Here is a 25672-nt window from a genome sequence, read left to right as displayed (position 1 = left end):
ACGGCGGGTCGCGCCGCTTCCGCATTTCTTGCGAACCATCCACTGGAAATGCGGGCCGGAAGGTTTCGCCTGCCGCTCTATTCGGGGCGTTGCCCTATCGAAGGCGATGCAGCAGATGTGTCATGGCAGCCGCGCCCAGCACCGGCACCGCCAGATTGAGCAGCGGCACCGCCGCCAGCAGCGCCAGCACGCTGCCCAGTCCCCAGATGGCAGTGCGATGACGGCGGCGCAGCGCCTCCGCCGCGTCGCGACCCATGCGGCGCAGGGCGACGCCCTCGAACAACCCCTGCCCCAGCCCGATCGCGGCAACGGCCCAGAGCAGCACCACGCCGACCACGGGCAGCAGCAGCGACAAGGGCAGCAGGATCAGCGTCAGCCCCGCCATCTTCGCCGCCAGCACCGCCGCGCTCCAGGCCTGGGTGGCGGCGCTGGCGCCGCGCGGTGGCGGCAGTTCGGGATAATGCCGGGCCTCCACCGCCGCGGCGACGCCATCCAGGAACTGGCCGGCAACCGCCAGCAGCAGCGGAATGAACAGCCACCAGGCCGCGAAGACGACCAGCACGGCGCCGGCCGCGGCCGCCGTGGCCGCCAGCCACCCCTCTCCGCCCGCCAGCGCGCCGAGGCCCCAGGCGGAGAGCGTGCCAAGCCCCAGGAGGCCGGCCAAGGCCCCGAGGGCGCCCAGCAGCAACGGCCGGCGGAAGGCCGGGTCGGGAAACTGGCGCAGCGCCAGCAGCAGCGGTGTCAGCATGAGGGTGGAAATGGCCTGGCGCCCGGCCCGCGCCAAGCTGGCCGTCGGTCACATGACCTTGCAGCCCGATCGGCGCTGGCGCACATCACGCGCAGAACCCGCAGCGAGGCCCGAACCACGATGACCGACGCCCCCCCGCCCAAGCTCGACCTGCTCGGCATCGGCAATGCCATCGTCGATGTGCTGGCCCGGGCCGAGGATGGTTTCCTCGCCGGACAGGGCATGGCCAAGGGCGGCATGGCGCTGATCGACACCGCCGCGGCGGAGCGCATCTACGCCGCCATGGGGCCGGGCGTGGAAGGCAGCGGCGGGTCCGCCGCCAATACCTGCGCCGTGGCCGCGGCGCTGGGTGCGCGCGTCGGTTTCCTCGGCAAGGTCGCGGCCGATGAGCTGGGAAAGGTCTTCGGGCACGATATCCAGGCCGCCGGCGTGCACTTCCCCACCGCGCCCCTGTCCGGCGGCGCGCCGACCGCGCGCTGCCTGATCCTGGTGACGCCCGACGGCCAGCGCACCATGAACACCTTCCTGGGCGCCTGCGTCGCCTTCGGCCCGGATGATGTGTCGGAGGCGGAGGTGGTCTCTGCCGCCGTCACCTACCTGGAGGGCTACCTGTTCGACCCGCCCGAGGCCAAGGCCGCTTTCTTCAAGGCCTCCCGGGCTGCGCACGCAGCCGGTCGGCAGGTGGCGCTGACCCTCTCAGACCCCTTCTGCGTCGGCCGGCACCGCGCCGCCTTCCAGGATTTCGTGAAGAACGAGACCGACATCCTCTTCGCCAATGAGGCGGAGATCCTGTCGCTCTATGAGACCGACGACCTCGCCGCCGCCATCGCCAAGGTCCGGACGGAAGTTTCGCTGGCCGCCATCACGCTGTCGGAAAAGGGCAGCCTGGTGGTCGCTGGCGACCAGGAATGGCGGGTGGCGGCGGTGCCGACGCAGGTGGTGGACACCACCGGCGCGGGCGATGCCTATGCCGCCGGCTTCCTCGCGGCCCTCGCCCAGGGCAAGCCGATGGCCGAGTGCGGTCGCTGGGGTTCGGTGGCGGCGGCGGAGGTGATCAGCCACTTCGGCGCCCGCCCGCAGGCCGACCTGAAGGCGCTCGTCGCCGCCTGAATTGCGGAAACTTTTTCCGGATCAAGACGTTACGTCGCCTGGAACCTCTGGTCCCGGGCGGCGTTGGACTCTCCGAGGGGCCAATCCCGGCCCAGGAAAGGAGGTTCCATGCGTATCCGTTCGACTCTCGCCTTCGCCACGGCTCTGGCCATTCCGCTTGCCCTGCCCGGGCTGGCCCATGCCCAGGTGATGACGCAGACGCAGGGCACCGCCGCGCCCCATTCGGCGCCCGGCCACAGCATCACCAACCCCAGCCCTGCTGCCGCCGATCAGGCCGAGACCTTCCTGCGCCAGGCGCGGGAATCGCTCTCCGCCGGCCGCATCGCCCAGGCGCGCGAAAACCTGGAACAGGCCGAGACCCGCATCCTGACGCGCTCCGTCATGCCGGACCGTGCCAGCACTCCGGCGAGTTCCGGCGCCATCGCGGAGATTGGCGCGGCGCGGGATGCGCTGAACCGTCGTGACCGTGCGGAGGTGAACCGCCGCATCGACCAGGCCATGGCCGCCCTGAGCGCGCCGAGCCCGGCGGCGCAGAGCACCGGCGCAGTGATGAACCGCGACGCCATGGTGCCGGACAGCATGACCGGCGCGGGTTCCGCTACGCCGCAGACCATGGGCGGTGGCGCACCCCGAAACCTCGGCCCGGCCCCGGCGCCGATGTTCACGCCGGGTCCGATGCCGGCGCCAAGCACCCCGTAACCCCGCGAAAGCAGCCCCGCCCAGGAAGCGGGGCTGCCTTCCGGGCCTGGCAATGCGCTTCGTGCTCGCTTTTTGCCCGCTTCCGCCTTATGTGTGCGCCGCATCAATGCCAATGGCCCAGCGTGGTGCCTGGATGGTCGTCGTCAGACGGTCATGCCCGGGGCGGCGGGGGTCGGCGCGAAGGGTCCGTTTCGGATTCCTCGCTGAAACTCTTGTGGCCGGAACCCGGACAGAACCATGGATATTCGCAACGTCGCGATCATCGCCCACGTCGACCACGGCAAGACCACGCTCGTCGACAATCTTCTGAAGCAGGCCGGTGCCTTCCGCACCAACCAGGTCGTGGCCGAGCGCGCCATGGACCGCAATGACCTGGAACGCGAACGCGGCATCACCATCCTCGCCAAGTCCACCGCGGTCGAGTGGAAGGGCGTGAAGATCAACATCGTCGACACCCCTGGCCACGCCGACTTTGGCGGCGAAGTCGAGCGCATCCTCTCGATGGTCGATGGCGCCGTGGTGCTGGTCGATGCCGCCGAGGGCGTGCTGCCGCAGACGAAGTTCGTGCTGACCAAGGCGCTGGCCCGCGGCATCCGCCCGATGGTCGTCGTCAACAAGGTGGACCGCCAGGACGCCCGTCCGGACGAAGTCCATAACGAGATGTTCGACCTGTTCGCGGCGCTGGGCGCCGACGACAACCAGCTCGACTTCCCGATGCTGTTCGCCTCCGGCCGCCAGGGCTGGGCCGACACGACGATGGAGGGGCCGCGCAAGGACCTGTCGGCGATGTTCGACCTGATCCTGTCGCATGTGCCGGCGCCGGGCCTCGACCCGAACCTGCCCTTCGCGATGAACGCCGCGATCCTGGAGGCCGACAATTTCCTCGGCCGCATCCTGACCGGCCGCATCGAGCAGGGCACGGCCAGGCTGAACATGCCGGTGAAGGTGCTGCGCCGCGACGGTTCCGTGGTGGAAACCGGCCGCCTGACCAAGCTGATGACCTTCAGCGGCCTCGATCGCGTGGTGGTGGACACGGCCTATGCCGGTGACATCATCGCCATCGCCGGCCTGTCCAACGGCACCATCCCGGACACCATCTGCGACCCTGCCGTGGCCGAACCGCTGCCGGCCATCCCGGTCGACCCGCCGACGCTCTCCATGACCTTCCGCATCAATGACGGCCCGCTGGGCGGCCGCGAGGGCAAGAAGGTCACCTCCCGCCAGATCCGCGACCGCCTGTTCAAGGAGGCCGAGGGCAATGTCGCGATCTCCATCAAGGTGTCCGAGGAAGTCGACGCCTTCGAGGTCGCCGGCCGCGGCGAATTGCAGCTGGGCGTGCTGATCGAGCAGATGCGCCGCGAAGGCTTCGAACTGACCATCGGCCGCCCGCGCGTGCTGATGCGCGAGAATGCCGAGACCGGCGAGCGCGAGGAGCCGTTCGAGGAATGCCTGGTCGATGTCGACGAGGAATATTCGGGCGTCGTCGTCCAGAAGCTGTCCCTGCGGAAGGGCCAGATGCAGGACATGCGGCCCTCCGGTGGCGGCAAGCAGCGCCTGACCTTCATCATCCCGTCGCGCGGCCTGATCGGCTATCACGGCGAGTTCCTGACGGACACGCGCGGCACCGGCATCATGAACCGCATCTTTGCGGGCTATCAGCCCTGGGCCGGCCCGATCGAGGGGCGCCGCAACGGGTCGCTGATCTCCAACTCCGATGGCGAGGCGATCCAGTATTCGCTGTTCTCGCTGCAGGAGCGTGGCACGCTCTTCGTCGATCCGGGCGTGAAGGTCTATGTCGGCATGATCCTGGGCGAGCACAGCCGGGACAACGACCTGGACGTGAACCCGATCAAGGAAAAGAAGCTGACCAACATCCGTGCCGCCGGCAAGGATGAGGCGCTTCTGCTGGTGCCGCCGCGCCGGATGAGCCTGGAACAGGCCATCGCCTATATCGAGGAAGACGAACTGGTGGAGGTGACGCCGACCGCCGTTCGCCTGCGCAAGCGCTACCTCGACCCGCATGAGCGCAAGAAGAACGCGCGCCGCTCGGACAGCGAAGCGGCATAAGCCGTTCGCAGGAGCCGAATCGGCGTAAGCCGTTCGCGAGAGCACGTTTCACGTGGAAAGGCCCGTCTGCATTGCAGGCGGGCCTTTTTCGTGGCCGGAACCCCCCATTGGCCGGGCCTCGTCGCACGCGCCCGGCGTGGAGATCCTGGTGAACGCCCTGGTCCAGGTCAGCTTCAGCGGCAAGATCACCGTTGGCGGCGAGACCATGACGTTCTTCGATGTGGAGCGCGTCCAGATCCAGTTCTGATCCACTGCCGCATCACCGAACCGGGCGCCCCCGCACGTCCCCTTTCGGGGGGCATGCCGGCATTCCGGCCATGGCGGGCTGGGGCGGGTAGGCGCTGCCTATGACCTCCATCGAAACGACCCTCCTGCTGTCCGGGAGCCTGCGCGGATAGCTTCCCGGCAAGGCGGTCGCCCACCGGGCGGCCCCCGGTCAGGAGGTAGGACGATGAGCATGGATCAGGGGAAGGCCAGCGGCCGACGGGATGGGAGCACGGCGCGGAACTGGCGCGAGATGGCGGGTGACTGGGGGCGGGGTTCCCGACGCGCGCCGGCGCGCCACCCCCGCCTCGCCACCCCCGCCGTTGCCTGCGCCAGTTGGAGCCCGATGGATGGCGATGCGCAGTTCCAGGGCGTGGCGGGGCAGGACGTTCTGGCGCTGCGGCATGTGACCCTCACTCAGCTCATTTCCGCGATCAATGTGCTGGAGCCGGGGCTGTCGCTGCATCTGGACCAGGATGGCGGCATCGGCTTCCTGGACCGGAAGGGGGAGCCCGCGCCATTCAGCGGCGACATGACCATCCGCGCCGCCACGCTGCGCTTCTTCGCCGTGTCGAAGCTGCTGGTGGATTGAGCTGGATCCGGCCGCCAGCCGAAGCGGGGCAGGAAACCCCACGGCGCGCCGCCGGAGGAGGTCCGGCTTGGGGGTAGTGCGGCGCGCCGCAGGGAATCGGCTGAATGGCGGGGGCGCCACGTAGCCTCAATCGACAAGGCTACACGCCGCAGGGGCCCGGCACCAAAAGGAATCCATTGGCAGGTCATGCAGGGGCGACGCTGCACCCATGCCGTGAACGCGGCCCCTTTGCACTGGGGGGTGAATCTGCGGCAGACTGCGCAACCGAAACGGCCGGATTTCCCCATGCGTCCCCACAAACTGCGCCTCGATACCCGCGGCCGGGTGCTGCTGACCCCGATGCTGCGCGACGCCTGCGGCATCGTGCCCGGAATGAAGCTGGTGGTGGCGGTCGAGGATGGCGAGCTGCATGTGCTGCCGGGGGAGGGCGCGGCGGCGGGCAGGGCGCCCACGCTGGACCTCAAGGGGCGGCTGACGCTGCCGGGTTCCTTGCGCAAATCCCTCGGCCTGGCGCCGGGGGCCACCCTGCTGCTGCGGGTGGACCGGCCGGGGCTGCGGCTGGTGGCCCCGGGCCGGCTGTTCGCCCGGCAGAGGGCGGCGCGGCAGGCGCTGGAATCGGCGCTGGGGCGCGACCCGGATTAGAGCCACGCCTCCTTGCCAATCACTCAGCCGGCGGAGACCGCCGGCCGAATATCAGACCTCTTCCTCGCGGTCGGTCTCGACGACCAGGTCGTCGCCCAGCTCCTCATCCGCATCCTCCAGCTCCTCGGCGTCCTCGATCGCCTCGTCGCCGTCATCCGCCTCGACCTCGACGCCGTCCTCGACCTCGCTCTCGGCCACCGCGGCGCGCTTCTTGCGGTCCTCGGGCAGGGGGGCGGCACGCTTCAGGCGCGGCTGCTCGGCCGGCTGTTCGGTGCCGCATTTCGGGCAGATCGCGGGCGCGCGGGTCAGGTCGTAGAACTTCGTGCCACAGGACACGCAGATGCGCTTCAGTCCAAGTTCGGGCTTCGCCATGGGGAAGAAGAGCCTCGTGCCAGGCCGCGGCGCACGCAGGGGTCCGCGAGCCGCCGGGGCGTAAAGGGTGCGCGCGATTGCCACTTCACGCCCTGCATGTCAAACGCCAAGTCATGCACAACCCGACTGACACGGCCCCGAAGCCGCTGCGTGCCGCCGCGCCGGCTGGACCGTTGACCGGCCGGATCACCGTGCCGGGCGACAAGTCCATCAGCCACCGGGCGCTGATGCTGGGGGCCCTGGCGGTGGGCACCACCGAAATCACCGGGCTGCTGGAAGGCGAGGATGTGCTGCGCACGGCCGCCGCCATGCGGGCGCTGGGCGCGCGGGTGACGAAGGGCGCCGATGGCACCTGGCAGGTCGCCGGGCGTGGCATTGGCGGGCTGGTGGAGCCGGCGGATGTGCTCGACATGGGCAATTCCGGCACCGCCGCGCGGCTGCTCTGCGGCTTGCTGGCCGGGCATGCGGTCTTCGCGGTGCTGACCGGCGATGCCTCCCTCCGCCAGCGACCGATGCGGCGGGTCACCGACCCGCTTGCCGCCACCGGCGCCCGGTTCGTGGGGCGTGCGGGTGGTCGGCTGCCGCTGGCGGTGCAGGGCGCGGCGGACCCGCTGCCGCTGGACTATGCCGTGCCGGTGCCCTCCGCCCAGGTGAAGTCCGCCTGCCTGCTCGCCGGCCTCGGTGCCCGCGGCGTGACCCGGGTGACGGAGGCGGAGGCGACGCGCGACCATACGGAAAACATGCTGCGGCATTTCGGTGCGACGGTGCGGGTGACGCCGCAAGGCGCTGGCCGGGTCATCGAGCTGACCGGGCAGCCGGAGCTGATCGCCGCCCCGGTGGTGGTGCCGGGCGATCCTTCCTCCGCCGCCTTCCCGGCGGTCGCGGCGCTGCTGGTGCCGGGTTCGGTGCTCACCATCCAGGGCGTCGGCCTGAACCCGCTCCGCGCCGGCATCTTCGCCACGCTGCGCGAGATGGGGGCCGATATCACCGAGGAAAATCCCCGTATCGAGGGCGGCGAGCCGGTGGCGGACCTGCTGATCCGCGCCTCCGCCCTCACCGGCATCGAGGTGCCGGCGGATCGCGCGCCGGCGATGATCGACGAATATCCGATCCTGGCCGTGGTGGCGGCCTGCGCCCGGGGCACCACGCGGATGCGGGGGTTGCGGGAGCTGCGGGTGAAGGAAAGCGACCGGCTGACCGCCACCGCCGCGCTGCTGGCGGCCAATGGCATCCGCTGCGCCATCGAGGGGGACGATCTGATCGTGCACGGGAATGAAGGCCGGCCCGAGGGTGGCGGGCTGGTGGAGACTCACATGGACCATCGCATCGCCATGTCCGCCCTGGTGCTGGGCCTTGTCGCGCGCCAGCCCGTGCGGATCGATGACGGCGCCTTCATCGAGACCTCCTTCCCCGGCTTCGCCGCGCGGCTGAACGGCCTTGCGGCCGGCGCCGCGATGATCGCCGCGGCATGACCGCGCTGGTCATCGCCGTGGACGGCCCGGCGGCGGCGGGCAAGGGCACCCTGGCGCGGCGCCTCGCCGATGCGCTCAGCCTGCCCTATCTCGACACCGGCCTGCTGTATCGCGCCGTCGGCCGCCGGCTGCTGGATGGCGGCGCCGATCCCCGGGATGCGGAGGCCGCGACGGCGCAGGCGCGGGCGCTGACCCCGGCCGACCTGGCCCGCAACGACCTGCGCGGCCCGGCCGCCGACATGGCTGCCAGCGCCGTCGCTGCCATTCCCGCCGTGCGTGCCGCGCTGCTCGACTGGCAGCGCGATTTCGGCCGGCAGCATGGCGCGGTGCTGGATGGCCGCGACATCGGCACGGTGGTCTTCCCCGATGCCCCGGTGAAGCTTTTCGTCAGCGCCAGCCCGGAGGAACGTGCCCGCCGTCGCTGGCTGGAACTGCGCGGCCGTGGCGTGGCGGCGGAGCTGGCGCAGGTGGAGGCGGAAATGCGCGCCCGCGATGCGCAGGACAGCGGCCGCAGCGTGGCGCCCTTGAAGCCTGCCGCCGATGCCACGCTGATCGACACCACCAGCCTGGACGCCGATGCGGCCTTCGAAACCGCGCTGGCGCTGGTGCGCGCCCGGATTCCGCTTGACTCCACCGCCCGGACGGGCCTACCCGCTCCCCCGTGATCCGCACACCCCATCAGGGTGGCGGTGCCCTGGCCCGGGGGGAAAGGTGGCGGCAACGGGGGCTTCTGCCCTCGCCGCAGGCCCTCCGCCTTGCCGGGGCCGGATTGGACGCTCCGTCATTGCTGTCCGCAAGCCGAGGATCGGCTGCGCGACCGGAACCGCTCCCGAGGGACGGCCGGCGCCGCATTCCGATCACGTCGTGTTCGTGGCCTGCCACGAAGGCGCATGCCCCAGTGCCCCGCGAGCGGGGCATTTGACCGGGAAACAACCGTTACATGGCAACCGCCACCGCCTTCGCTGATCCTGGCGAAGATTTTGCTGCCCTTCTCGATGCGACGCTGGGTGAGAACACCTCCTTCCACGGCTCCGTCATCTCCGGGAAGGTCATCCGCATCGATGACGACTTCGCCGTCGTCGATGTCGGTCTGAAGTCCGAGGGCCGCGTCCCCCTCAAGGAATTCGCCCCGCAGGGCCAGAAGCCGGAAATCCAGGTCGGCGACGTCATCGAGCTGTTCGTCGAACGCTACGAGGACCGCGACGGCGCCATCATCCTGTCGCGCGAGAAGGCCCGCCGCGAGGAAGCCTGGACCAACCTGGAGAAGTCGTTCACCGCGCAGCAGCGCGTCAACGGCGTGATCTTCGGCCGGGTCAAGGGCGGCTTCACCGTCGACCTCGGCGGCGCCGTGGCCTTCCTGCCGGGCAGCCAGGTGGATATCCGCCCGGTGCGCGACGTGACCCCGCTGATGGGCAGCCCGCAGCCCTTCCAGATCCTCAAGATGGACCGCGCCCGCGGCAACATCGTGGTCTCGCGCCGCGCCGTGCTGGAGGAGACGCGCGCCGAGCAGCGCAGCGAGCTGATCCAGGGCCTGAAGGAAGGGATGGTTCTCGACGGCGTCGTCAAGAACATCACCGACTACGGCGCCTTCGTGGACCTGGGCGGCGTGGACGGCCTGCTGCATGTCACCGACATCGCCTGGCGCCGCATCAACCACCCCTCCGAGGCGCTGACCATCGGCCAGGCCGTGAAGGTGCAGGTCATCCGCTTCAACCCGGAAACCCAGCGCATCAGCCTCGGCATGAAGCAGCTGATGTCCGACCCCTGGGAAGGTGTCGCCATCAAGTACCCGGTGGGTGGCAAGTTCAGCGGCCGCGTGACGAACATCACCGACTACGGCGCCTTCGTGGAGCTGGAGCCGGGCGTCGAGGGCCTGGTGCACGTCTCCGAGATGTCCTGGACCAAGAAGAACGTCCATCCGGGCAAGATCGTCGCCACTTCGCAGGAAGTCGACGTGCTGATCCTGGACGTGGATGGTCCGAAGCGCCGGATTTCGCTGGGCCTCAAGCAGGCGCAGGGCAATCCGTGGGAGCTGTTCGCGGAAGCGAATCCCCCGGGCACCGTCATCGAGGGCGAGATCCGCAACATCACCGAATTCGGGCTGTTCGTCGGCCTGGGTCCGGATCTCGATGGCATGGTCCATATGTCCGACCTGTCCTGGGATCTCCCGGGCGAGCAGGCGATGGCCAACTTCGAGAAGGGCTCCAACGTCAAGGCCAAGGTGCTCGACGTCGATGTGGAGAAGGAGCGCATCTCCCTCGGCATCAAGCAGCTTGAGGCCGACCCGGCCGCCGAAGTGCTGGACCGGATCAAGAAGGGCGACGTCGTCACCTGCACCGTGACGAAGATCGAGCCGAACGGCATCGAGGTGAAGGTCGACGAGGTCCTGATCGGCTTCATCCGCCGCGCCGAACTGGCCCGCGACCGCGTCGACCAGCGCCCCGACCGCTTCGCCGTGGGCGAGAAGGTCGATGCGAAGATCACCGCCGTCGACCGTGCCGGCCGCCGCCTGGCCCTGACCATCAAGGGCAAGGAAGTGGAGGAGGAGCGCGAGGCGGTCCGTGAATACGGCACCACCGACAGCGGCGCCTCGCTGGGCGACATTCTGGGCGCGGCGATCCGTCGCCGCAGCCAGAGCGAAGACTAACCAGCCTTCGACCGCGCTCGGTCCCACCGGGACCGAGCGCGTGGCTGGACTGGACCATCCGCGTGAAGCGGCCGACCGCGCCTTCGTCTTCGCCACCGCATCGCGGTTGCCGGGGATGAAAGCGGGGTCGGCCGCTTCGCCGTTTCTGGAGGGGCTGGTGCCCCGCCTCCTGATCTCCGGCGGCGCGACCCTGCGGGGCGGAGACGGTGGCCGCCCTGGGTGTCCCACCTGGCGCCCTGCTGCTGGAACGCGCCGCGACCGATACCGGGGCGAAGGTGGCCCTCTCCCTGCGCGTCCTGGCGGAAGCCGGGTTGCTGGCATCGGCAGAACTTGTCTGCGAGGGGCTGTTCTGCAACGGCCGTCGTTATGCCATGACGCTGCCTCGCCACTGGCCGGCGCCTGAAAGCGCTGCCTGCCGGTGGAATTCGGCCCGGTCCGGCGCGGCACCTGGCACCAGCGCCCCGAAACCCGCGCCCGGGTGCCGGGGGAGGTGGCAAAGTTGCCGGCCTATCTTGCCGCCGGCTACATCGCGCCCTGGCCAACCGCCAGCGCGCCCACCAAGTGAACCGCCATGCCCCTTGATGCCGACCTCCTGCTCGACCGCCGCCGCCTGAAGCGCCGGCTTTCCCTGTGGCGCGCCGCCGCCGTGCTGGCGGTGGCCGCCGTGGCGCTGGCCTTCGGCCTGTCGGAGGACCGCCGGGCCGACCTGCTGCCCGGCCTGGGCAGCGCGCATGTCGCGCGGCTCAACATCTCCGGCTTCATCGGCGACGACCGCAAGCTGATCGAGGAGTTGGACCGGCTGCGCCGCAATGACTCCGTGCGCGCCGTGCTGGTGGCCATCGACAGCCCCGGCGGCAGCGTCGCCGGCGGCGAATCCCTGCATGCGGCCCTGGCGCGGATGGCGGCCGACAAGCCGGTGGTGGCGGTGATGGGCGGCACGGCGGCCTCGGCCGGCTATATGGTGGCACTGCCGGCGCAGCGGATTTTTGCGCGTCAGGCGACGGTCACCGGTTCCATCGGCGTGATCCTGCAGAGCTTCGATGCCTCCGGCCTGCTCGCCTGGCTCGGCGTGCGGCCGGAAACGGTGGCGTCCGGCCGATTCAAGGACCAGCCCAGCCCCTTCCGCCCGTTGACCGAGGAAGGGCGTGCGGAGCTGGAGCGGGTGATCCGCGACCTGCACACGCAATTCATCACCATGGTGGCGGAAGGCCGCGCCATGGACCCCGCCCGGGTGCGCGAATTGGCGGATGGCCGCGTCTTCACGGGGCGGGAGGCGCTGGCGCTCGGCCTGGTCGATGCGATCGGCGGCGAGGCCGAGGCACGGGCCTGGCTGGCCGAAACGCGGGATATCCCGGCCTCCCTGCCGGCGCGCGACATCGAGATTCGTGGGCTGGCGGAACGGACTTTTGGCGCGATCCTCGGATTCGTGACAAAAAGCTTTGCGGATGAATGGGTTGGCGTTGACCGCATGCGCGCGCTTTGGCAGCCTTCGCTTTGAGACATCAGGAAGCCCCGGGCAGCCGGCCGACCCCTTCGGGCCGGCGCGTCCGGGGGCGGGGGTGCCGGGGGCCAGGATGACCAGGTCGGAACTGATCGCGCAGCTTGCTGCAGCCAACCCGCATCTGCGGCAGCCGGATGTCGAGCTGATCGTCACCACCATCTTCGACGAAATCATCGGCGCCCTGGCGCGCGGGGACAGGGTGGAGCTGCGCGGCTTCGGCGCCTTCTCCACCAAGCGCCGCGACCCGCGCACCGGGCGCAATCCGCGCACCGGCACGGCGGTTTCGGTGGACGGCAAGTCGGTGCCTTATTTCAAGCCGGGCAAGGAATTGCGGGAGCGGGTGAATGGCGGTCCGTTGCAGGACCCGCCGCGCCGACCGCGCGCCAAGGCCGAAACCGTCAAGGCGTGAAACCGGCCCCCAGGGCCTGATGCGCCCGGAACACGGGTCTGGTGCTTCCGTCCGGCAGCGCGGGCCTGTAGGACAGGCCGCGAAGATCGGAGAGGCTCCCCATGCGCTGGCTGCTGTTCCTGCCGCTGCTCATCCTCCTCGCGCTGTTCGCGCTGTCCAATATGCAGGAGGTGCAGCTGCGCCTCTGGCCTTTCGACCTCGCCTGGGCGGCGCCGCTGGGGGTGGCGGTGCTGATCCTGTCCGGCATCGGCTTCCTGGTCGGCGCCGTGCTGGCCTGGGCGGCCGGCCTGCCCGGGCGCCGCAGGGCGCGGGAGATGGCCGCCGCCGCCAAGCTGGTGGAGGCGGAACTCGCGGTGCTGAAGGCGCAGGAGGCCCGGGCGCGGCATGAAGGCGCACCGGCCCCGATGACCCTCACCCTGCCGGCGGGGCGCTGAACCCATGCGCCGCTGCGGGCTTTGCGTGGCGCTGGATGCGCCGGACCTCGCCACGGCCGAGGGCTGGGCGGATGCGGTGGCGCCGCATGCCGGGCTGCTGAAGGTGGGGCTGGAGCTGTTCTCGGCGGAGGGCGGCGCGGCGGTGCGGCGGATCGCCACGCGGCGTCCGGTCTTTCTCGACGTCAAGCTGCACGATATTCCGAACACGGTGGCCGGCGCGGTGCGTTCCCTGGCGCCGCTCGGCCCGGCCTGGATCACCATCCACGCCGCCGGCGGTCCGGCCATGGTGGAAGCGGCGCGCAAGGCGGCGGAGGCCGCCGGCGGGGTGGCGCGGCCGCGTATCCTGGCGGTGACGGTGCTGACCAGCATCGACGCCGCGACGCTGTCGGAGACCGGCGTCTCCGGCGGGCCCGTGCAGCAGGTGCTGCGGCTGGCGCGGCTGGCCATGGCGGCCGGCGCCGATGGGCTGGTCTGTTCGCCGCGGGAAGTGGCGCCGATCCGCGATGCGCTGGGCGAATTGCCGGTGCTGGTGGTGCCCGGCGTGCGGCCGGCCGGCAGCGCGGCGGATGACCAGGCCCGCACCGCGACCCCCGAACAGGTGGCGCGGGATGGCGCGGACTGGATCGTGGTCGGAAGGCCGATCACCCAGGCGGCCGATCCGGCGGAGGCGGCCTGGTCGATCGCCCAGGCGCTGCGGGTGAACTGATGCTGGTCAAGATCTGCGGCATTTCGGATGCGGCCGGGCTGCGCGCGACCCGCGACTCCGGGGCGGATTTCTGCGGCTTCGTCTTCTTCCCGCCCTCGCCCCGCGCGGTGACGCCGGCCCAGGCCGCGGCGCTTTCGGCCGCCGTGCCGGGCGGGCCGGCGCGGGTCGGGCTGTTCGTCGATCCGACCGATGCGCTTCTGGCCGAGGTTCTGGCCGCCCTGCCGCTCGACATCATCCAGCTTCACGGCGAGGAATCCCCCGCCCGCTGCGCCGACATCCGCCAGAAATTCGGGCGGCCGGTGATGAAGGCGCTGGGCATCGCCCATGCGACCGATCTCGATGCCCTGGCGGATTACGCCCCGGCGGTGGACCATTTCCTGCTGGACGCCAAGGCGCCGCCCGGCGCGGCGCTGCCCGGCGGCAATGCCGCCCCCTTCGACTGGACGCTGACCGCCGGCCGCGCGATTCCGCGCCCCTGGCTGCTGGCAGGTGGGCTGACTCCCGAAAATGTGGCGCAGGCCATCGCGGCTAGTGGCGCGCCGGGCGTCGATGTCTCCTCCGGCGTCGAGGTCGCGCGCGGGGTCAAGGACCCGGTGCGCATCGCGACCTTCGTGGCGGCCGCGAAGGCCGCATGATCCGTCCCGCCAGCACGGCGGATGCGCCGGCGATCGGCGACATGCATGCGCAATCCTGGACCGAGACCTATCCCGGCCTGGTGCCGGAAGTCCTGCTGGCCGAGATGACCGACCCCGCCGGCCGCCGCGCCGCCTGGGCCCGCAACCTAGCGGCGCCGCTTTTGCCCGGCAGCACACTGGTGGCGGAGGAGGCGGGCGCCATACTGGGCTTCATCTCGGTCTGCGCGGCGCGGGATCCGGCGCTGGGCGCGGGTGGCGAAGTCTCGGGCCTGTATCTGCTGCGCCGCGCCCAGGGGCGTGGGCTGGGCCGGGCGCTGCTGGCGGCGGGGGCCGAAGTGCTGCTGCGGGCCGGCCATGCCGATGCCGGCGCCTGGGCGCTGGACAAAAACCTGCGAGCCCGCGCCTTCTACGCCGCCACGGGCGCTATCCCCAGGACAAGCCAGATCGGCTGGCATGGCGATGTCGCCATCGCGGAAACCGCCTGGGTCTGGGCCGACCTGCACGGCGTGACCCGCCGTCCCGGCTGAGCTAAGACCCTCTCGACGTCCAGGAAATGTGCCCGTGACCCAAGCCCTGCCCAATTCCTTCCGCCAAGGCCCGGATGCGCGCGGCCGCTTCGGCAATTTCGGCGGCCGCTTCGTCGCCGAGACCCTGATGCCGCTGATCCTGGAGGTCGAGGCCGCCTATGAGGCCAGCAAGACCGACGCCGCCTTCCAGGCCGAATGGCGCCGCCTTCTGACCCACTATGTCGGCCGCCCCAGCCCGCTCTGGTTCGCCGAGCGCTTCACCACGCATCTGCGCAAGAACGCAGCCCCCGGCATGGGCGCCAAGGTCTATTTCAAGCGCGACGAGCTGAACCACACCGGCGCGCACAAGATCAACGCGGTGCTCGGCCAGATCCTGCTGGCCAAGAAGATGGGCAAGACGCGCATCATCGCGGAGACCGGCGCCGGCCAGCATGGCGTGGCCACCGCCACCGCCTGCGCGCTGATGGACCTGCCCTGCGTGGTCTATATGGGCGCCACCGACGTCGAACGGCAGCAGCCCAACGTCTTCCGCATGAAGCTTCTGGGAGCGGAGGTGGTGCCCGTGACCTCCGGCGCCGCGACGCTGAAGGATGCGATGAACGAAGGGCTGCGCGACTGGGTCGCGAATGTCCACGACACCTATTACTGCATCGGCACCGTTGCCGGTCCGCACCCCTATCCCGCCATGGTGCGCGATTTCCAGAGCGTGATCGGCATCGAGGCGAAGGCCCAGATGCAGGAGGCCGAGGGGCGCCTGCCGGATGTGCTGGTGGCCGCCGTCGGCGGTGGCTCCAACGCCATGGGGCTGTTCTATCCCTTCCTGGACGATCCCTCCGTCGCCATGGTCGGCGTGGAAGCGGCGGGGCGGGGCCTCGATTCCGGGGAACATGCCGCCGCCCTGTCGCGCGGCCGGCCGGGCGTGCTGCATGGCAACCTCACCTACCTGTTGCAGGATGGCGACGGCCAGATCACGGAGGCGCACTCCATCTCCGCCGGCCTCGACTATCCCGGCGTCGGCCCGGAGCATTCCTGGCTGCATGAGCTGGGCCGCGTGCAATATTCCGGCGTGACGGATGACGAGGCGCTGGAGGCTTTTCAACTCTGCTCCCGCCAGGAAGGTATCATCCCGGCGCTGGAGCCGGCGCATGCGCTGGCCGAAGTCATGAAAATGGCGCCCAAGATGCCGGCGGACAAAATCATCCTGATGAATCTGTGCGGCCGTGGCGACAAGGACATCTTCACCGTGGCGCGGCACCTGGGCGAGAAGATCTGATACTATCTCCGGATCTGCTGGCATGACTTTATGGGCGTGAGGGCAGATTCGGGGTGATGAAAACGCGCTAGAACAGGGTATGGAGCCGAATCCGCAAACCCAAAAAAGGCAGTTTACATTTTCTTGCGAGTCCACAACACTCCCGCTTCCTGAATCAGGCAGGAACCGGAGGTGAGCCATGGCGGGGCTACGAGAATTCTTGATTGGCATAGCCAATATCGTTTTATTCGTAATGATAGTGGTCATCCCTCTGGTTGCTTTTGTGGGATTTGGAAGTACAGCAAGTCCATATGGAAGATTCAGTGTTGGTGCGGGCTTGCTTGGTGCACTTGGAGCATTTTTGGTATCATTGCCGGGCGCAGCGATACTTGCCTTGTTTCTCGATATGAGAGAGCAACTGGTTTCTATTAATCAAAAGACCAAGGCGATTAGAATTTCCGATGACCGCGACGGCTTTGCTGTCTCGCCCACCAGCCCACCGGCGCAGCGCGTCGAGCCGATATTATCCAATAATGATATCCGAGAAATGCGCGAGCTCTTTTTCAAAACCTATAAAAAATCTATTTCAGTGGATCAGGCGCAAGATCTTATCTATGCGCGCTCCAGAGGAACGTTGGGTAGCGAAATGGAAAAAATGAGTCAATCCATCTGACGGCTTCGGAATAGTAAAACAAGCGGGCGGAGATTGCTCAACGCCCAAAAAATTCAGTTTTTGGTGGGTATTAAATGTCTCGTATTGCTACTCGCTTCGCAGCCCTCAAGGTCCAGGGCCGCGGCGCCCTGATTCCGTTCCTCGAAGCTTTCGATCCGGACCGCGAGACCGCCATGGCGATCCTGCGCGGCATGCCGGCGGCCGGCGCCGACCTGATCGAGATCGGCGTGCCCTTCACCGATCCGATGGCGGATGGCCCGACCGTGCAGAAGGCCGGGCAGCGCGGGCTGAAGGCCGGCGCCACGCTGGCCGGCGCGCTCGGCATGGTGCGCGAATTCCGCCAGGGGGATACCGACACGCCGGTCATCCTGATGGGCTATTTCAACCCGATCCTGTCCTATGGCGTCGCCCGCTTCTGCGCCGAGGCGTCCGAGGCGGGCGTCGACGGGCTGATCGTGGTGGATGTGCCGCCCGAGGAGGCCGACGAGCTGGCGCCGGAGGCGACGGCCAATGGCCTCGACCTGATCCGCCTGGTGGCGCCCACGACGGATGAGGCGCGGCTGCCGAAGGTGCTCTCCGCCACCACCGGCTTCGTCTATTACGTGGCGATCACCGGCATCACCGGCACGCGCAGCGCCAGCACGGCCGACCTCGCCGCTGCCATTCCGCGCATCCGCAGGTTCACCGACCTGCCCATCGCCATCGGCTTCGGCGTGCGCTCGCCGGAACAGGCGGCCGAGGCGTCGCGCATCGCCGATGGCGCGGTGGTCGCCTCCGCCTTGATCGAGGGGCTGGTCGCCAGCCTCGACCCGCAGGGCCGCGCCACCCCGGCCAGCGTGCCGGCGGTGCTGGACCGGGTGCGGGATTTGGCGGAGGCTGTCCGAAAGGGCTGACCGGGCGCCATCGCGCCCGGTCCGCGCGACGGGAGCGACGGAAATGGACGGGACGAACGACCCGAAGGCGCTGCTGCAGGGGCTTTATGCCGAGATGGCGCCGCAGCATCTGTTCCCGCTGTGGGAAGTGCTGCATGCGCTGGTCACGCCGACCCCGGCCTCCCCGGTGCAGCCGCATCTCTGGCACTACGACACGGCGCGCGACCATCTGCTGCGTGCTGGCGACCTGATCACCGCGGAACAGGCCGAGCGCCGCGTGCTGATCCTGGAAAATCCGGGGCTGCCGGGCACCTCCTCCGTCACCACCAGCCTCTATGCCGGGTTGCAGCTGATCCTGCCGGGGGAGGTCGCGCCCTGCCATCGCCACACGCAATGCGCGCTGCGCTTCGTGATGGAAGGCGACGGCGCCTTCACGGCGCTGGACGGCGAGAAGGCGGTGATGCGGCCCTTCGACCTGGTGCTGACGCCGAACTGGCAATGGCATGACCACGGCAATGCCAGCGGCGCGCCGATGATCTGGCTGGATGGGCTGGATATCCCCACCGTGCGCCATTTTGCCGCGAGCTTTGCGGAGCGCCTGCCGGATGGCGTCATGGCGCATCCCGAAACCGCGCCGGCCGGTGACACCGCCGCCCGCTACGGCCGGAACCTGCGCCCCTTCGCCGACACGCAGGCAGCGCGGCGGCCGCGCAGCCTGCCGCTGTTCCACTACCCCTATGCCGAATGGCGTGACAGCCTGGCGGCCATGGCGCGGAACGGCGACCCCGACCCGCATCTGGGCCATGCGCTGGAATTCGTGAATCCGGCCGATGGCGGCCCGGTGATGCCGACCATCGCCGCCCATGTCCGCCTTCTGCCCGCCGGTTTTGCCACAAGGCCGCGCCGCGCCACCGATGCGATGGTGCTGGTGGTGGTGGAGGGGCAGGGCACCGCCCGGGTCGGTGAGCAGGATTTCGCCCTGGCGCCGCGCGACCTTCTGGTCGTTCCCTCCTGGGCCAGCCTGACCCTGGCGGCGGAGCGCGATCTGGTGCTGTTCGGCTATTCCGACGCCGCGGCACAGCAGAAGCTGGGCCTGTGGCGGGAGGCGCGGCTCTAAAAAGCAGAATGCGTTCAGGGGGAATCATCCGAACGCAGCGTCCTCTCATACCAACGGCCCTATCGCGCGACCGGTCCGGGCCGCCCTCAGTCGCCGGGCGGAAACCTCCGGTTTCCTTGGCTTCGTCGCGCCGAAGGCGCGCCTTCGGCGCGACGCATAAGCGGCGGCGGCCGCTCGGACCGGTCAAGTGACCGGCCCGCTGATATAAGCATGGTGAGCGAAGGTGAACGGATCACGCTCCAGCGCGGGCCGAACCCGCGGGACCCTCCGGCGTTACATCGGTTCACGAAGGGGACCTCAGCCATGCAGAAGCCCAGCGACCGGCCCGACAAGGAAGCCGATGCCGATGTCGAGATCGGCGTCCGGGACAGTTTTCCGGCCAGCGATCCGAACTCCGTCACCTCCACCCAAGGTCCGCGCGCGGTCCAGGCGGATCAGGGAGATGCCGAGGGGCCCGAGGTGCGCGACGCCGTCACCCTCTCCCGCCGCTTTGCGGACCATGAGGCCGCCAAGCTCGCCTTGGAGAGCCTGGTGCGCAGCGTGCCGCTGGATCGCCACGCGACCGCACTCGACGGCAGCCTGCTGAAACTGCGCGTTCCGCGCGCCGATGCCGGGCGGATCGAGGGGCTGCTGAACGCGGCCTGACAGCGTTCGCCGCTGTGCGCGGGCGGCTGGATGGCGGAGCGTGCCGGGTCTGGAGCGGTCCTGTCCCATCGCGTGGCGCAGGAGCGCCCAGGGTGGCCCATTCGTCGGACTGTTCCGGCAGAATGGCGCCCTCGTTCGGAACAATGCTGACGACATCGATGCGGCGCCTGATCTCGCCATCGAGGCGATCGATGGGGTTGGCGCTTTGGATCGTGGCGCGGTGTTCGCGCGGGAAGTCCATGGTGGCGAGGACGTCAGCCTCGGTACTCCCTGATTGGATCGACACATGGTGGCGAGAGCCCCTTCAAGGCCGGGCCGGGGCGTTGTCCTCTCGCTCGCCTGAACTGTGATGCCGCTCTCAGGATGAAGGCGAAGGTTCGGGTGATCGGGCCTTGGCCGAATCGCCGGCCGCCATGGCGTTGGTGGCCGAAGGCGGGGCAAGGCGGCGCGGCATGGCGGCAACCAGGGCCTGCGCATAGCCCGTGACCGGGTTTTGCAGGACATCCTGCGATGCGCCGATCTCCACCGTAAGCGTCAGCCGGTCCCCGCAGGTGACGGGGCGGGCGCGAAGTTCCACGGCAGGAGTTCGTCGAGGCGGTCGATGGTGTGACCGCGGGCGAGGCGGTCGAGCACGGCGGCGATATAGGCTTCTGGGTCCAGGCCGTTCAGCTTCGCGGTCTCGGCGACGGTGTAGATGATGGCGGCGCGGTCGCCGCCTGCGTCCGATCCGAGGAACAGAAAATTCTTCCTCGCTAAAGCGATGCCGCGCAGCAGCCGCTCGGCGAGGTTATTGTCGATCGAGAGCCTGCCATCCTCGAGATAGCGTGCCAGCGCCTCCCATCGGTTCAGCGCGTATTGCATCGCCTTGCCAAGCGTCGACTTGCCGGACAACCGGCGCCGCTGCGTCAGCATCCAATCGTGCAGGTCGTCGACCAGCGGCTTGCTGCGGGCCTGGCGCTCGGCCCGGCGCTGATCGGCGGGTTTGCCGTTGATCTCTGCCTCGATGGCGTAGAGCCCGGCGATGCGCTTCAACGCCTCCTCGGCGATCGGCGACTTCGTGGCCTCGAACACCTCGAACAGCTTGCGCCTGGCATGCGCCCAGCAAGCGACATGGATGACCTGCGGCGGCTGGTTGCCGCGCGGCCGTGCCAGCGCGTCGTAGCCGGTGTAGCCATCGGCATGCAGCCAGCCCTCGAAGTCCTCGAGGTGTCCGCGAGGCCGCTCGCCCTTGCGGTCCGGCGAGTAGCGGTAGAACGCCGCGGGCGGCCCATGACCCTTCCAGGGCCTCGGGTCGATGGCATAGACCCAGAACCGCCCCTCACGCGTCCGGCCGCGCCCTGGTGCCAACACGGCGATCGGTGTGTCGTCGGTCCAGATGATGCCGTGCCGCAGGGCATAGGCGCCGATCGCCTCGGCCAGGCGGCTCAACCACCAGGCGCCGCGGCCAACCCAGTCGGCCAGGGTCTGCCGCTCGATCTCCACGCCCTCGCGCGCCAGGATGGCCGAAAGGCGATACAGCGGCAGGCCGTCGAGATACTTCGAGACCAGCACATGCGCGAGCAGGCCGGGACCTGGCCTCCCCTTCTCGATCGGCAGGTCGGGGGCGGGCGCCTGCAGGACAGCCTCGCAGGCCCGGCAGGCATAGCGAGGCCGGACGTGGCGGATGACCTTCAGCCGGGCCGGGATCTTCTCCAGCACCTCGGTGACGTCCTCGCCTAGCCTCGTCAGGCGCTTCGGGTCGGTGCAGCCGCAACGGCAGGCGAATACCGGCTCGTGCAGGATCGTCTCGCGCGGCAGATGCTCCGGCAGCGGCTTGCGGAGCGCGGGGCGCCGCTGGTTGCCAGGCTGGCCCTTCGTCCCGGCCTTGGCCTCCGCCCGGGCCGCGGCCTGCGCCTGGTCCTCCTCGGCATCGCCGATCAGCATCTCGAGTTGGCCGATCTCGATGGCCAGCTTCTCCGACGACTTGCCGTAGCGGTCCCGCCGCAGCGTGGCGAGTTGGACCTTCAGCTTCTCGATTTCGAAGGTCGCGTTGCGCAGTTCGGCATCGCGCTCGGCCAGCACCGCGTCGCGTTCCGCCAGCAGCGCGCGGAGCGCTGCGATTTCGGCGTCAGGCGTGTCGAACGACGCGGCGTGCACATCATGATTCTACGCAACGCGATGGCCGCTGCAATGGCGGATTGGCTACACCGTGGCCTGCGGCCGCGCCGTCCAGGCTGGCATACGCCAGTCGATCCCCTCGAACAGCATCGAGAGCTGCGCCGCGGTCAGCGAGACGACGCCAGCCTGCGTCTGCGGCCAGACAAACCTGCCCTTCTCCAGCCTCTTGGCGATGAGGATCAGGCCCTGTCCGTCCCAGACCAGAATCTTGAGCAGGTCGCCGCGGCGGCCGCGAAAGCAGAACATCGCGCCGCTGTAGGGATCCTGCGCCAGCACCGTCTGCACCTGCGCGGCCAGACCGTCAAAGCCCTTGCGCATATCCGTCGTGCCGCAGGCAAGGAACACCCGCGTACCCGGCGGCGGGCCCAGCATCAGCGCCCACCCATCCCGGCCAGCACGACGCGCAGCGTCGCGGCGTCGGCGCATCCGGTGATGCGAATGCTGGCGCCGGAGGCCAGCGTGATCTCGATCATGCCAGACGGCACGCTGCTGTCAGGCGACATGACCGAGCCCGGCGGCGGGAGCTGCGGTGCCTGCGGCACCACCTCCACCGGCACGAAGCCCGCCATCGCCGTGGCCAGCATCTGCTTGCGCCAGGTGTAGAGCTGGCCGGTGCTGACGCCGTGCCGGTCCGCCACCGCTTGAACAATTACGCCGGGCTCCAGCGTCTCCCGGACAATCCGCAGCCGCTCCTCCGTCGACCAGTTCCGGCGCCGGACCTCCCGCACACGAACCTCGACGCCGCGGCCCGCGCGGGCACCGGAACCGCTCTTACTACCGTCATACGAGGGGCTAAGGAGTGGCGTCGTCGTCGTGCTGTCCGTCATGACAGCCACTTCGGCGAACTACCACCATCAACTCAAGGCCGGGATCGGCTGACGCTTACTCTCCACCACGCGCCCATCCTTCATCACCGCGATCCGCTCCGACACGGCGCCCACGGCCTCCAGGTCATGGCCGATGAACAGCAGGGCAAGACCGCGTTCGCGCCGGATCCGGCCCAGCAGGTCCAGCACCTGCGCCTGCACCGTCATGTCCAGCGCCGAGACCGGCTCGTCGCAGACCAGCAGGCGCGGATCGACGGCCAGGGCGCGGGCGATGGCCACGCGCTGCCGCTGCCCGCCGGAGAGCTGGTGCGGATAGCGGTCGAGATGCGCCTCCGCGAGCCCCACCTCCTCCAGCAGCCGCCGGGCATGGGTGCGGCGCGCCCCGGGTGGCGCAAGCGCGTGAACCGCCAGCGGCTCGGCCAGGATCTGCGCGATGGTCAGGCGCGGGTTCAGGCTGCCGGCGGCATCCTGGAACACCATCTGGACGGCGCGCGCCATCTGCCTGCGGCCACGGGCCTCGGCCGGGTCCTGGCCGAAGACGCGGATCATCCCGGCTGTCGGCACCACCAGCCCGACCGCGGCGCGCGCCAGCGTGCTCTTGCCCGAGCCGCTTTCGCCCACCAGGCCCAGCGCCTCCCCGGGCGCGATGCGGAGGGAAACGCCATCGACGGCGCGCAGCTTCGTGCCACCCAGGCGATGCGCGCGGAACACCACCGCCAGGCCGCGAACCTCCAGCGCCGGCACCGCCGCCGTCGCGCCGGCTGTGGCGCGCAGCACCGGGCCGGGCCGGCTGGCCAGCAGCGCCGCGGTATAGGGATGGGTTGGTGCGGCAAAGACCCGTGCCGTCGGCCCTGCCTCCACCACCAGGCCATGCTGCATCACGGCGACCTGCTGCGCGATGCCCTCGACCACGGCCAGATCGTGCGAGACGAACAGCATCGCCAGGCCGCGCCGCGCCTGCAGCGCCGCCAGCAGGGCCAGGATCTGCGCCTGCACCGTCGCATCCAGGGCGGTGGTCGGCTCATCGGCGATCAGCAGGGCGGGATCGGCGGCCAGCGCCATGGCGATCATCACCCGCTGCTGCTGCCCGCCGGAAAGCTGGTGCGGGAAGGCCGCCATCTTGCCGTGCGGATCGGGCAGGCCGACTTCCTCCAGCGCGGCCAGCACGCGGCGTTCGATCTCCGGCCGCGGCATCGCGCGATGGGCGGCGATCGCCTCCGCGATCTGCGCGCCGATCCGCATACTCGGGTTGAGGCTGCCCATCGCCTCCTGGAACACCATGCCGATCCGCGCGCCGCGCAGCCGGCGCCAGGCGCGTTCCGGCGCGCCCAGCATCTCCGCGCCATCGATCCGCAGGCTGCCGGACAGGGTTGCCGCGGGCGGTGCCAGCCCGGCGATGCCGAGCGCCGTCAGCGACTTGCCGGAGCCGCTCTCGCCGACCAGGGCCAGCGTCTGCCCGGCCCGCAGCGTCAGCGACACGCCCCCCACCGCCAGCGCCGCGCCGAAGCGCACGCGGAAGTCGCGCAATTCCACCAGGGGGATGTCCGTCATCGCCGCAACCTCGGGTCCAGGGCGCGCTGCGCCAGGTCAGCCAGCCAGTTCACCACCACGACCCCCGCGGCAAAGACCAGCACCACGGCCTGGATCACCGGATAGTCGCGCCCCGAGATCGCCTGGAAGGCCAGCGTGCCGAGGCCCGGCAGGCCGAACAGCACCTCCATGGTCAGGGCGCCGCCGATCATCCCGGCCAGGATCAACCCGCCGAGCGCCACCACCGTGGTCAGCGCATTGGGCAGCAGGTGCCGCAGCACGATGCGCACCGGCGAAAGCCCCTTGGCGCGCGCGGTGCGGATATGGCTGGCGGTCGCGGCTTCCTTCAGATCCTCATGCAGCGGCTTCACCACCTGCCCGCCGATGTCGAGCGCCAGGATCAGCACCGGCGACAGCCATTGCCCGATCACCGGCAGCCAGCCGAGCCAGACCGAGAAGACCAGGATCGCCGCCAGCCCCACGCAGAAGGTCGGCAGCGCGATGGACCAGAGGTTCAGCGCCTCCACCAGCGCCGGCAGCGGCGAGCGCGGCCAGAGCACCGCGGCCGTCGCAAGCCCGATGCCCAGCGCCAGGCCTGCCGAAAGCGCCAGCGCCGCGAGCAGAAGGGTGGTCGGCAGCGAGTCGAGGATCAGCTCCGCCGCCGGGCGGTCGAAGCGCAGCGAATTGCCGAAATCGCCGGTCAGCGCATGGCTGGCCCAGATGCGGAACTGCGTCAGCGCCCCGGCATCGAGGCCGAGTTCGGCGCGCAGCGCGGCGATGGCCTCGTCATCCAGGCTGCCTTCCAGCGCCATGGAATCCACCACGTCGCCGGGCACGACCCGGATCAGCAGGAAGACCGCGATGGCGATGCCGGCCAGCAGCAGCACCTGGCGCAGCAGGCCCAGCCCGGCCTGAAATGCGAGTGTCATCGCCCGCGCTCCCGCAGCGGGTCGAGCGCCAGGCGCAGGCGGTCGCCCATCAGCGCGAAGCCCAGCGTCACCACGCACAGCGCCACCACCGGCGCCAGCACCGCATGCGGCGCGGATTCGGCGAAGCGGGAGGCGCCGGAGATCATGCGGCCCCAGCTCGGCGTCTCGGGCGAGACGCCGAGGCCGAAGAAGGACAGCACGCTTTCCGTCGTGATGGCGCGCGGCATGATGATGGCCGCCTGCGTGACCAGCGCGCCGGCGATATTGGGCAGCACATGGCGCCAGATGGTGGCCAGCGGCGCGGCGCCCATGACGCGCGCCGCGGCCACATAGCCCGCGCTGCTTTCACGGCGCCAGGCCGCGCGGGCCACCAGCGCCATATGCGGTGCGAAGGCCACGCCGAGCGCCAGGATCAGCGGCCAGATCCCGACGCCGAGCGCCACCATCAGCGTCAAGGCCAGCAGGATGGAGGGCATGGCGCGGACCATGTCGAAGGCGCCGAAGACCAGGAAGGAGGGCCAACGGCCCAGCGCCTCCGCCACCAGCCCCAGCCCGGCGCCGAGCCCGACCGCCAGCAGCGTGGCCCCCAGCGCCACCGCGAGCGAGATCTGCGTGCCGGCCGCAAGCCGCGCCAGCACGTCCCGCCCGAGATGGTCGCGCCCCAGCCAGTGCAGCGCATCCGGCGGCGCATTGCGCGCCGCCAGCTCCTGCATCAGCGGGTCGTAGGGCACGAGGCTTGGCCCGAGGATCGCGAAGAGCAGCGCGACACCGAGGATCGCGGCCCCGATGCCGAAGCCGCCGATCCCGCCAGCGCGGGACGATGCCGCCGTGGCGCTGGCGGACAT

Annotated in this window: 29 protein-coding genes and 1 pseudogene; 20 read left to right on the top strand and 10 right to left on the bottom strand. The window is 70.0% G+C overall.

Translation table 11 applies throughout. The features are described from left to right. Positions 1 to 94 precede the first annotated feature (94 nt). Positions 95 to 748 (bottom strand): EI24 domain-containing protein, encoded by a 654-nt coding sequence (locus JJQ90_RS11635; protein ID WP_216875576.1) that lies wholly within the window; start codon positions 746 to 748, stop codon positions 95 to 97. A 120-nt stretch (positions 749 to 868) separates the two neighbouring features. On the opposite strand from JJQ90_RS11635, the gene JJQ90_RS11630 reads away from it, so the two are divergent. The 5 genes from JJQ90_RS11630 (at position 869) to JJQ90_RS11610 (ending at position 6122) form a co-directional block, all read left to right on the top strand. Further along, positions 869 to 1858 carry an adenosine kinase gene (locus JJQ90_RS11630; RefSeq protein WP_216875574.1) on the top strand — a complete coding sequence of 330 codons (990 nt, stop codon included), beginning with the start codon at positions 869 to 871 and terminating at the stop codon, positions 1856 to 1858. A 108-nt stretch (positions 1859 to 1966) separates the two neighbouring features. Next, positions 1967 to 2557: a hypothetical protein gene (locus tag JJQ90_RS11625; protein WP_216875572.1), complete on the top strand. Its 591-nt coding sequence runs from the start codon at positions 1967 to 1969 to the stop codon at positions 2555 to 2557. A 237-nt stretch (positions 2558 to 2794) separates the two neighbouring features. Continuing rightward, positions 2795 to 4624 (top strand): translational GTPase TypA, encoded by a 1830-nt coding sequence (gene typA, locus JJQ90_RS11620; protein WP_216875570.1) that lies wholly within the window; start codon positions 2795 to 2797, stop codon positions 4622 to 4624. A gap of 451 nt (positions 4625 to 5075) precedes the next feature. Continuing rightward, entirely contained in the window at positions 5076 to 5480 is a 405-nt protein-coding gene (locus JJQ90_RS11615; protein ID WP_216875568.1) for a hypothetical protein, read from the top strand. 285 nt (positions 5481 to 5765) lie between these two features. Further along, on the top strand, positions 5766 to 6122 hold the full coding sequence (locus JJQ90_RS11610) for an AbrB/MazE/SpoVT family DNA-binding domain-containing protein (protein ID WP_216875566.1): 357 nt from the start codon (positions 5766 to 5768) through the stop codon (positions 6120 to 6122). A 51-nt stretch (positions 6123 to 6173) separates the two neighbouring features. Here JJQ90_RS11610 and JJQ90_RS11605 read toward each other — a convergent pair whose 3' ends face one another. Further along, positions 6174 to 6494, bottom strand: coding sequence for a TIGR02300 family protein (locus tag JJQ90_RS11605; protein ID WP_216875564.1), 321 nt, complete (start codon positions 6492 to 6494; stop codon positions 6174 to 6176). A 113-nt stretch (positions 6495 to 6607) separates the two neighbouring features. Here JJQ90_RS11605 and aroA point away from each other — a divergent pair, with 113 nt between their 5' ends. The 15 genes from aroA (at position 6608) to JJQ90_RS26960 (ending at position 19384) form a co-directional block, all read left to right on the top strand. Continuing rightward, positions 6608 to 7966, top strand: a complete 1359-nt coding sequence (gene aroA, locus JJQ90_RS11600) for a 3-phosphoshikimate 1-carboxyvinyltransferase (RefSeq protein ID WP_216875562.1) — start codon at positions 6608 to 6610, stop codon at positions 7964 to 7966. Continuing rightward, positions 7963 to 8631: a (d)CMP kinase gene (gene cmk / locus JJQ90_RS11595; protein WP_216875560.1), complete on the top strand. Its 669-nt coding sequence runs from the start codon at positions 7963 to 7965 to the stop codon at positions 8629 to 8631. The genes aroA and cmk overlap by 4 nt, the downstream gene beginning before the upstream one ends. A 275-nt stretch (positions 8632 to 8906) precedes the next feature. Continuing rightward, complete coding sequence (rpsA, locus tag JJQ90_RS11590) at positions 8907 to 10613, top strand: 30S ribosomal protein S1 (RefSeq protein ID WP_216875558.1); 1707 nt, start codon at positions 8907 to 8909, stop codon at positions 10611 to 10613. A gap of 418 nt (positions 10614 to 11031) precedes the next feature. Next, on the top strand, positions 11032 to 11178 hold the full coding sequence (locus JJQ90_RS11585; RefSeq protein ID WP_216875555.1) for a hypothetical protein: 147 nt from the start codon (positions 11032 to 11034) through the stop codon (positions 11176 to 11178). A gap of 6 nt (positions 11179 to 11184) precedes the next feature. Continuing rightward, complete coding sequence (gene sppA, locus JJQ90_RS11580; RefSeq protein ID WP_216875553.1) at positions 11185 to 12111, top strand: signal peptide peptidase SppA; 927 nt, start codon at positions 11185 to 11187, stop codon at positions 12109 to 12111. 76 nt (positions 12112 to 12187) lie between these two features. After that, positions 12188 to 12523 (top strand): integration host factor subunit beta, encoded by a 336-nt coding sequence (gene ihfB / locus JJQ90_RS11575; protein WP_216875551.1) that lies wholly within the window; start codon positions 12188 to 12190, stop codon positions 12521 to 12523. A gap of 101 nt (positions 12524 to 12624) precedes the next feature. Next, on the top strand, positions 12625 to 12957 hold the full coding sequence (locus JJQ90_RS11570; RefSeq protein WP_216875549.1) for a LapA family protein: 333 nt from the start codon (positions 12625 to 12627) through the stop codon (positions 12955 to 12957). A gap of 4 nt (positions 12958 to 12961) precedes the next feature. Continuing rightward, positions 12962 to 13663, top strand: a complete 702-nt coding sequence (gene pyrF, locus JJQ90_RS11565) for an orotidine-5'-phosphate decarboxylase (protein WP_216875547.1) — start codon at positions 12962 to 12964, stop codon at positions 13661 to 13663. Next, the gene (locus JJQ90_RS11560; RefSeq protein ID WP_216875545.1) at positions 13663 to 14298 is read left to right on the top strand and encodes a phosphoribosylanthranilate isomerase; all 636 of its coding nucleotides are present in this window, start codon (positions 13663 to 13665) and stop codon (positions 14296 to 14298) included. The genes pyrF and JJQ90_RS11560 overlap by 1 nt, the downstream gene beginning before the upstream one ends. Next, complete coding sequence (locus JJQ90_RS11555) at positions 14295 to 14825, top strand: GNAT family N-acetyltransferase (RefSeq protein WP_216875543.1); 531 nt, start codon at positions 14295 to 14297, stop codon at positions 14823 to 14825. The genes JJQ90_RS11560 and JJQ90_RS11555 overlap by 4 nt, the downstream gene beginning before the upstream one ends. A 34-nt stretch (positions 14826 to 14859) precedes the next feature. After that, positions 14860 to 16098, top strand: a complete 1239-nt coding sequence (gene trpB / locus JJQ90_RS11550) for a tryptophan synthase subunit beta (protein ID WP_216875541.1) — start codon at positions 14860 to 14862, stop codon at positions 16096 to 16098. A gap of 178 nt (positions 16099 to 16276) precedes the next feature. Beyond that, complete coding sequence (locus JJQ90_RS11545) at positions 16277 to 16750, top strand: hypothetical protein (protein WP_216875539.1); 474 nt, start codon at positions 16277 to 16279, stop codon at positions 16748 to 16750. Positions 16751 to 16824: 74 nt separating this feature from the next. Then, positions 16825 to 17643 (top strand): tryptophan synthase subunit alpha, encoded by an 819-nt coding sequence (trpA, locus tag JJQ90_RS11540; protein ID WP_216875537.1) that lies wholly within the window; start codon positions 16825 to 16827, stop codon positions 17641 to 17643. A 43-nt stretch (positions 17644 to 17686) separates the two neighbouring features. Beyond that, positions 17687 to 18739: a gentisate 1,2-dioxygenase gene (gtdA, locus tag JJQ90_RS11535; RefSeq protein ID WP_216875535.1), complete on the top strand. Its 1053-nt coding sequence runs from the start codon at positions 17687 to 17689 to the stop codon at positions 18737 to 18739. A 303-nt stretch (positions 18740 to 19042) separates the two neighbouring features. Next, the gene (locus JJQ90_RS26960; protein ID WP_230410677.1) at positions 19043 to 19384 is read left to right on the top strand and encodes a hypothetical protein; all 342 of its coding nucleotides are present in this window, start codon (positions 19043 to 19045) and stop codon (positions 19382 to 19384) included. 94 nt (positions 19385 to 19478) lie between these two features. On the opposite strand, the pseudogene JJQ90_RS26955 reads toward JJQ90_RS26960, so the two are convergent. From JJQ90_RS26955 to JJQ90_RS11495, 8 genes and pseudogenes are all read right to left on the bottom strand, one after another. Continuing rightward, positions 19479 to 19646 (bottom strand): annotated as a pseudogene (locus JJQ90_RS26955) (transposase); the annotation flags it as partial. Positions 19647 to 19742: 96 nt separating this feature from the next. Then, entirely contained in the window at positions 19743 to 19910 is a 168-nt protein-coding gene (locus tag JJQ90_RS11525; protein ID WP_216875531.1) for a hypothetical protein, read from the bottom strand. An 8-nt stretch (positions 19911 to 19918) separates the two neighbouring features. Further along, positions 19919 to 21520 (bottom strand): IS66 family transposase, encoded by a 1602-nt coding sequence (gene tnpC / locus JJQ90_RS11520; RefSeq protein WP_216875529.1) that lies wholly within the window; start codon positions 21518 to 21520, stop codon positions 19919 to 19921. Between the two features lie 45 nt (positions 21521 to 21565). Next, positions 21566 to 21913 (bottom strand): IS66 family insertion sequence element accessory protein TnpB, encoded by a 348-nt coding sequence (gene tnpB, locus JJQ90_RS11515; protein ID WP_216840555.1) that lies wholly within the window; start codon positions 21911 to 21913, stop codon positions 21566 to 21568. Next, positions 21913 to 22269 carry an IS66-like element accessory protein TnpA gene (gene tnpA, locus JJQ90_RS11510; RefSeq protein WP_216875527.1) on the bottom strand — a complete coding sequence of 119 codons (357 nt, stop codon included), beginning with the start codon at positions 22267 to 22269 and terminating at the stop codon, positions 21913 to 21915. The genes tnpB and tnpA overlap by 1 nt, the downstream gene beginning before the upstream one ends. Positions 22270 to 22395: 126 nt before the next feature. Continuing rightward, positions 22396 to 23919: a dipeptide ABC transporter ATP-binding protein gene (locus tag JJQ90_RS11505; RefSeq protein ID WP_216875525.1), complete on the bottom strand. Its 1524-nt coding sequence runs from the start codon at positions 23917 to 23919 to the stop codon at positions 22396 to 22398. Continuing rightward, on the bottom strand, positions 23916 to 24827 hold the full coding sequence (locus JJQ90_RS27290) for an ABC transporter permease (protein WP_216875523.1): 912 nt from the start codon (positions 24825 to 24827) through the stop codon (positions 23916 to 23918). Before JJQ90_RS27290 ends, JJQ90_RS11505 begins: the two co-directional genes overlap by 4 nt. Continuing rightward, a complete protein-coding gene (locus JJQ90_RS11495) occupies positions 24824 to 25672 on the bottom strand; it encodes an ABC transporter permease (protein ID WP_216875521.1) in 849 nt (282 codons plus the stop codon). Before JJQ90_RS11495 ends, JJQ90_RS27290 begins: the two co-directional genes overlap by 4 nt.

This window comes from Falsiroseomonas oleicola, assembly GCF_019029495.1.
Lineage (GTDB): Bacteria > Pseudomonadota > Alphaproteobacteria > Acetobacterales > Acetobacteraceae > Falsiroseomonas > Falsiroseomonas oleicola.
The sequence above is the reverse complement of the archived record's forward strand: the minus strand, read 5'-3'. Positions and strand labels throughout refer to the sequence as shown.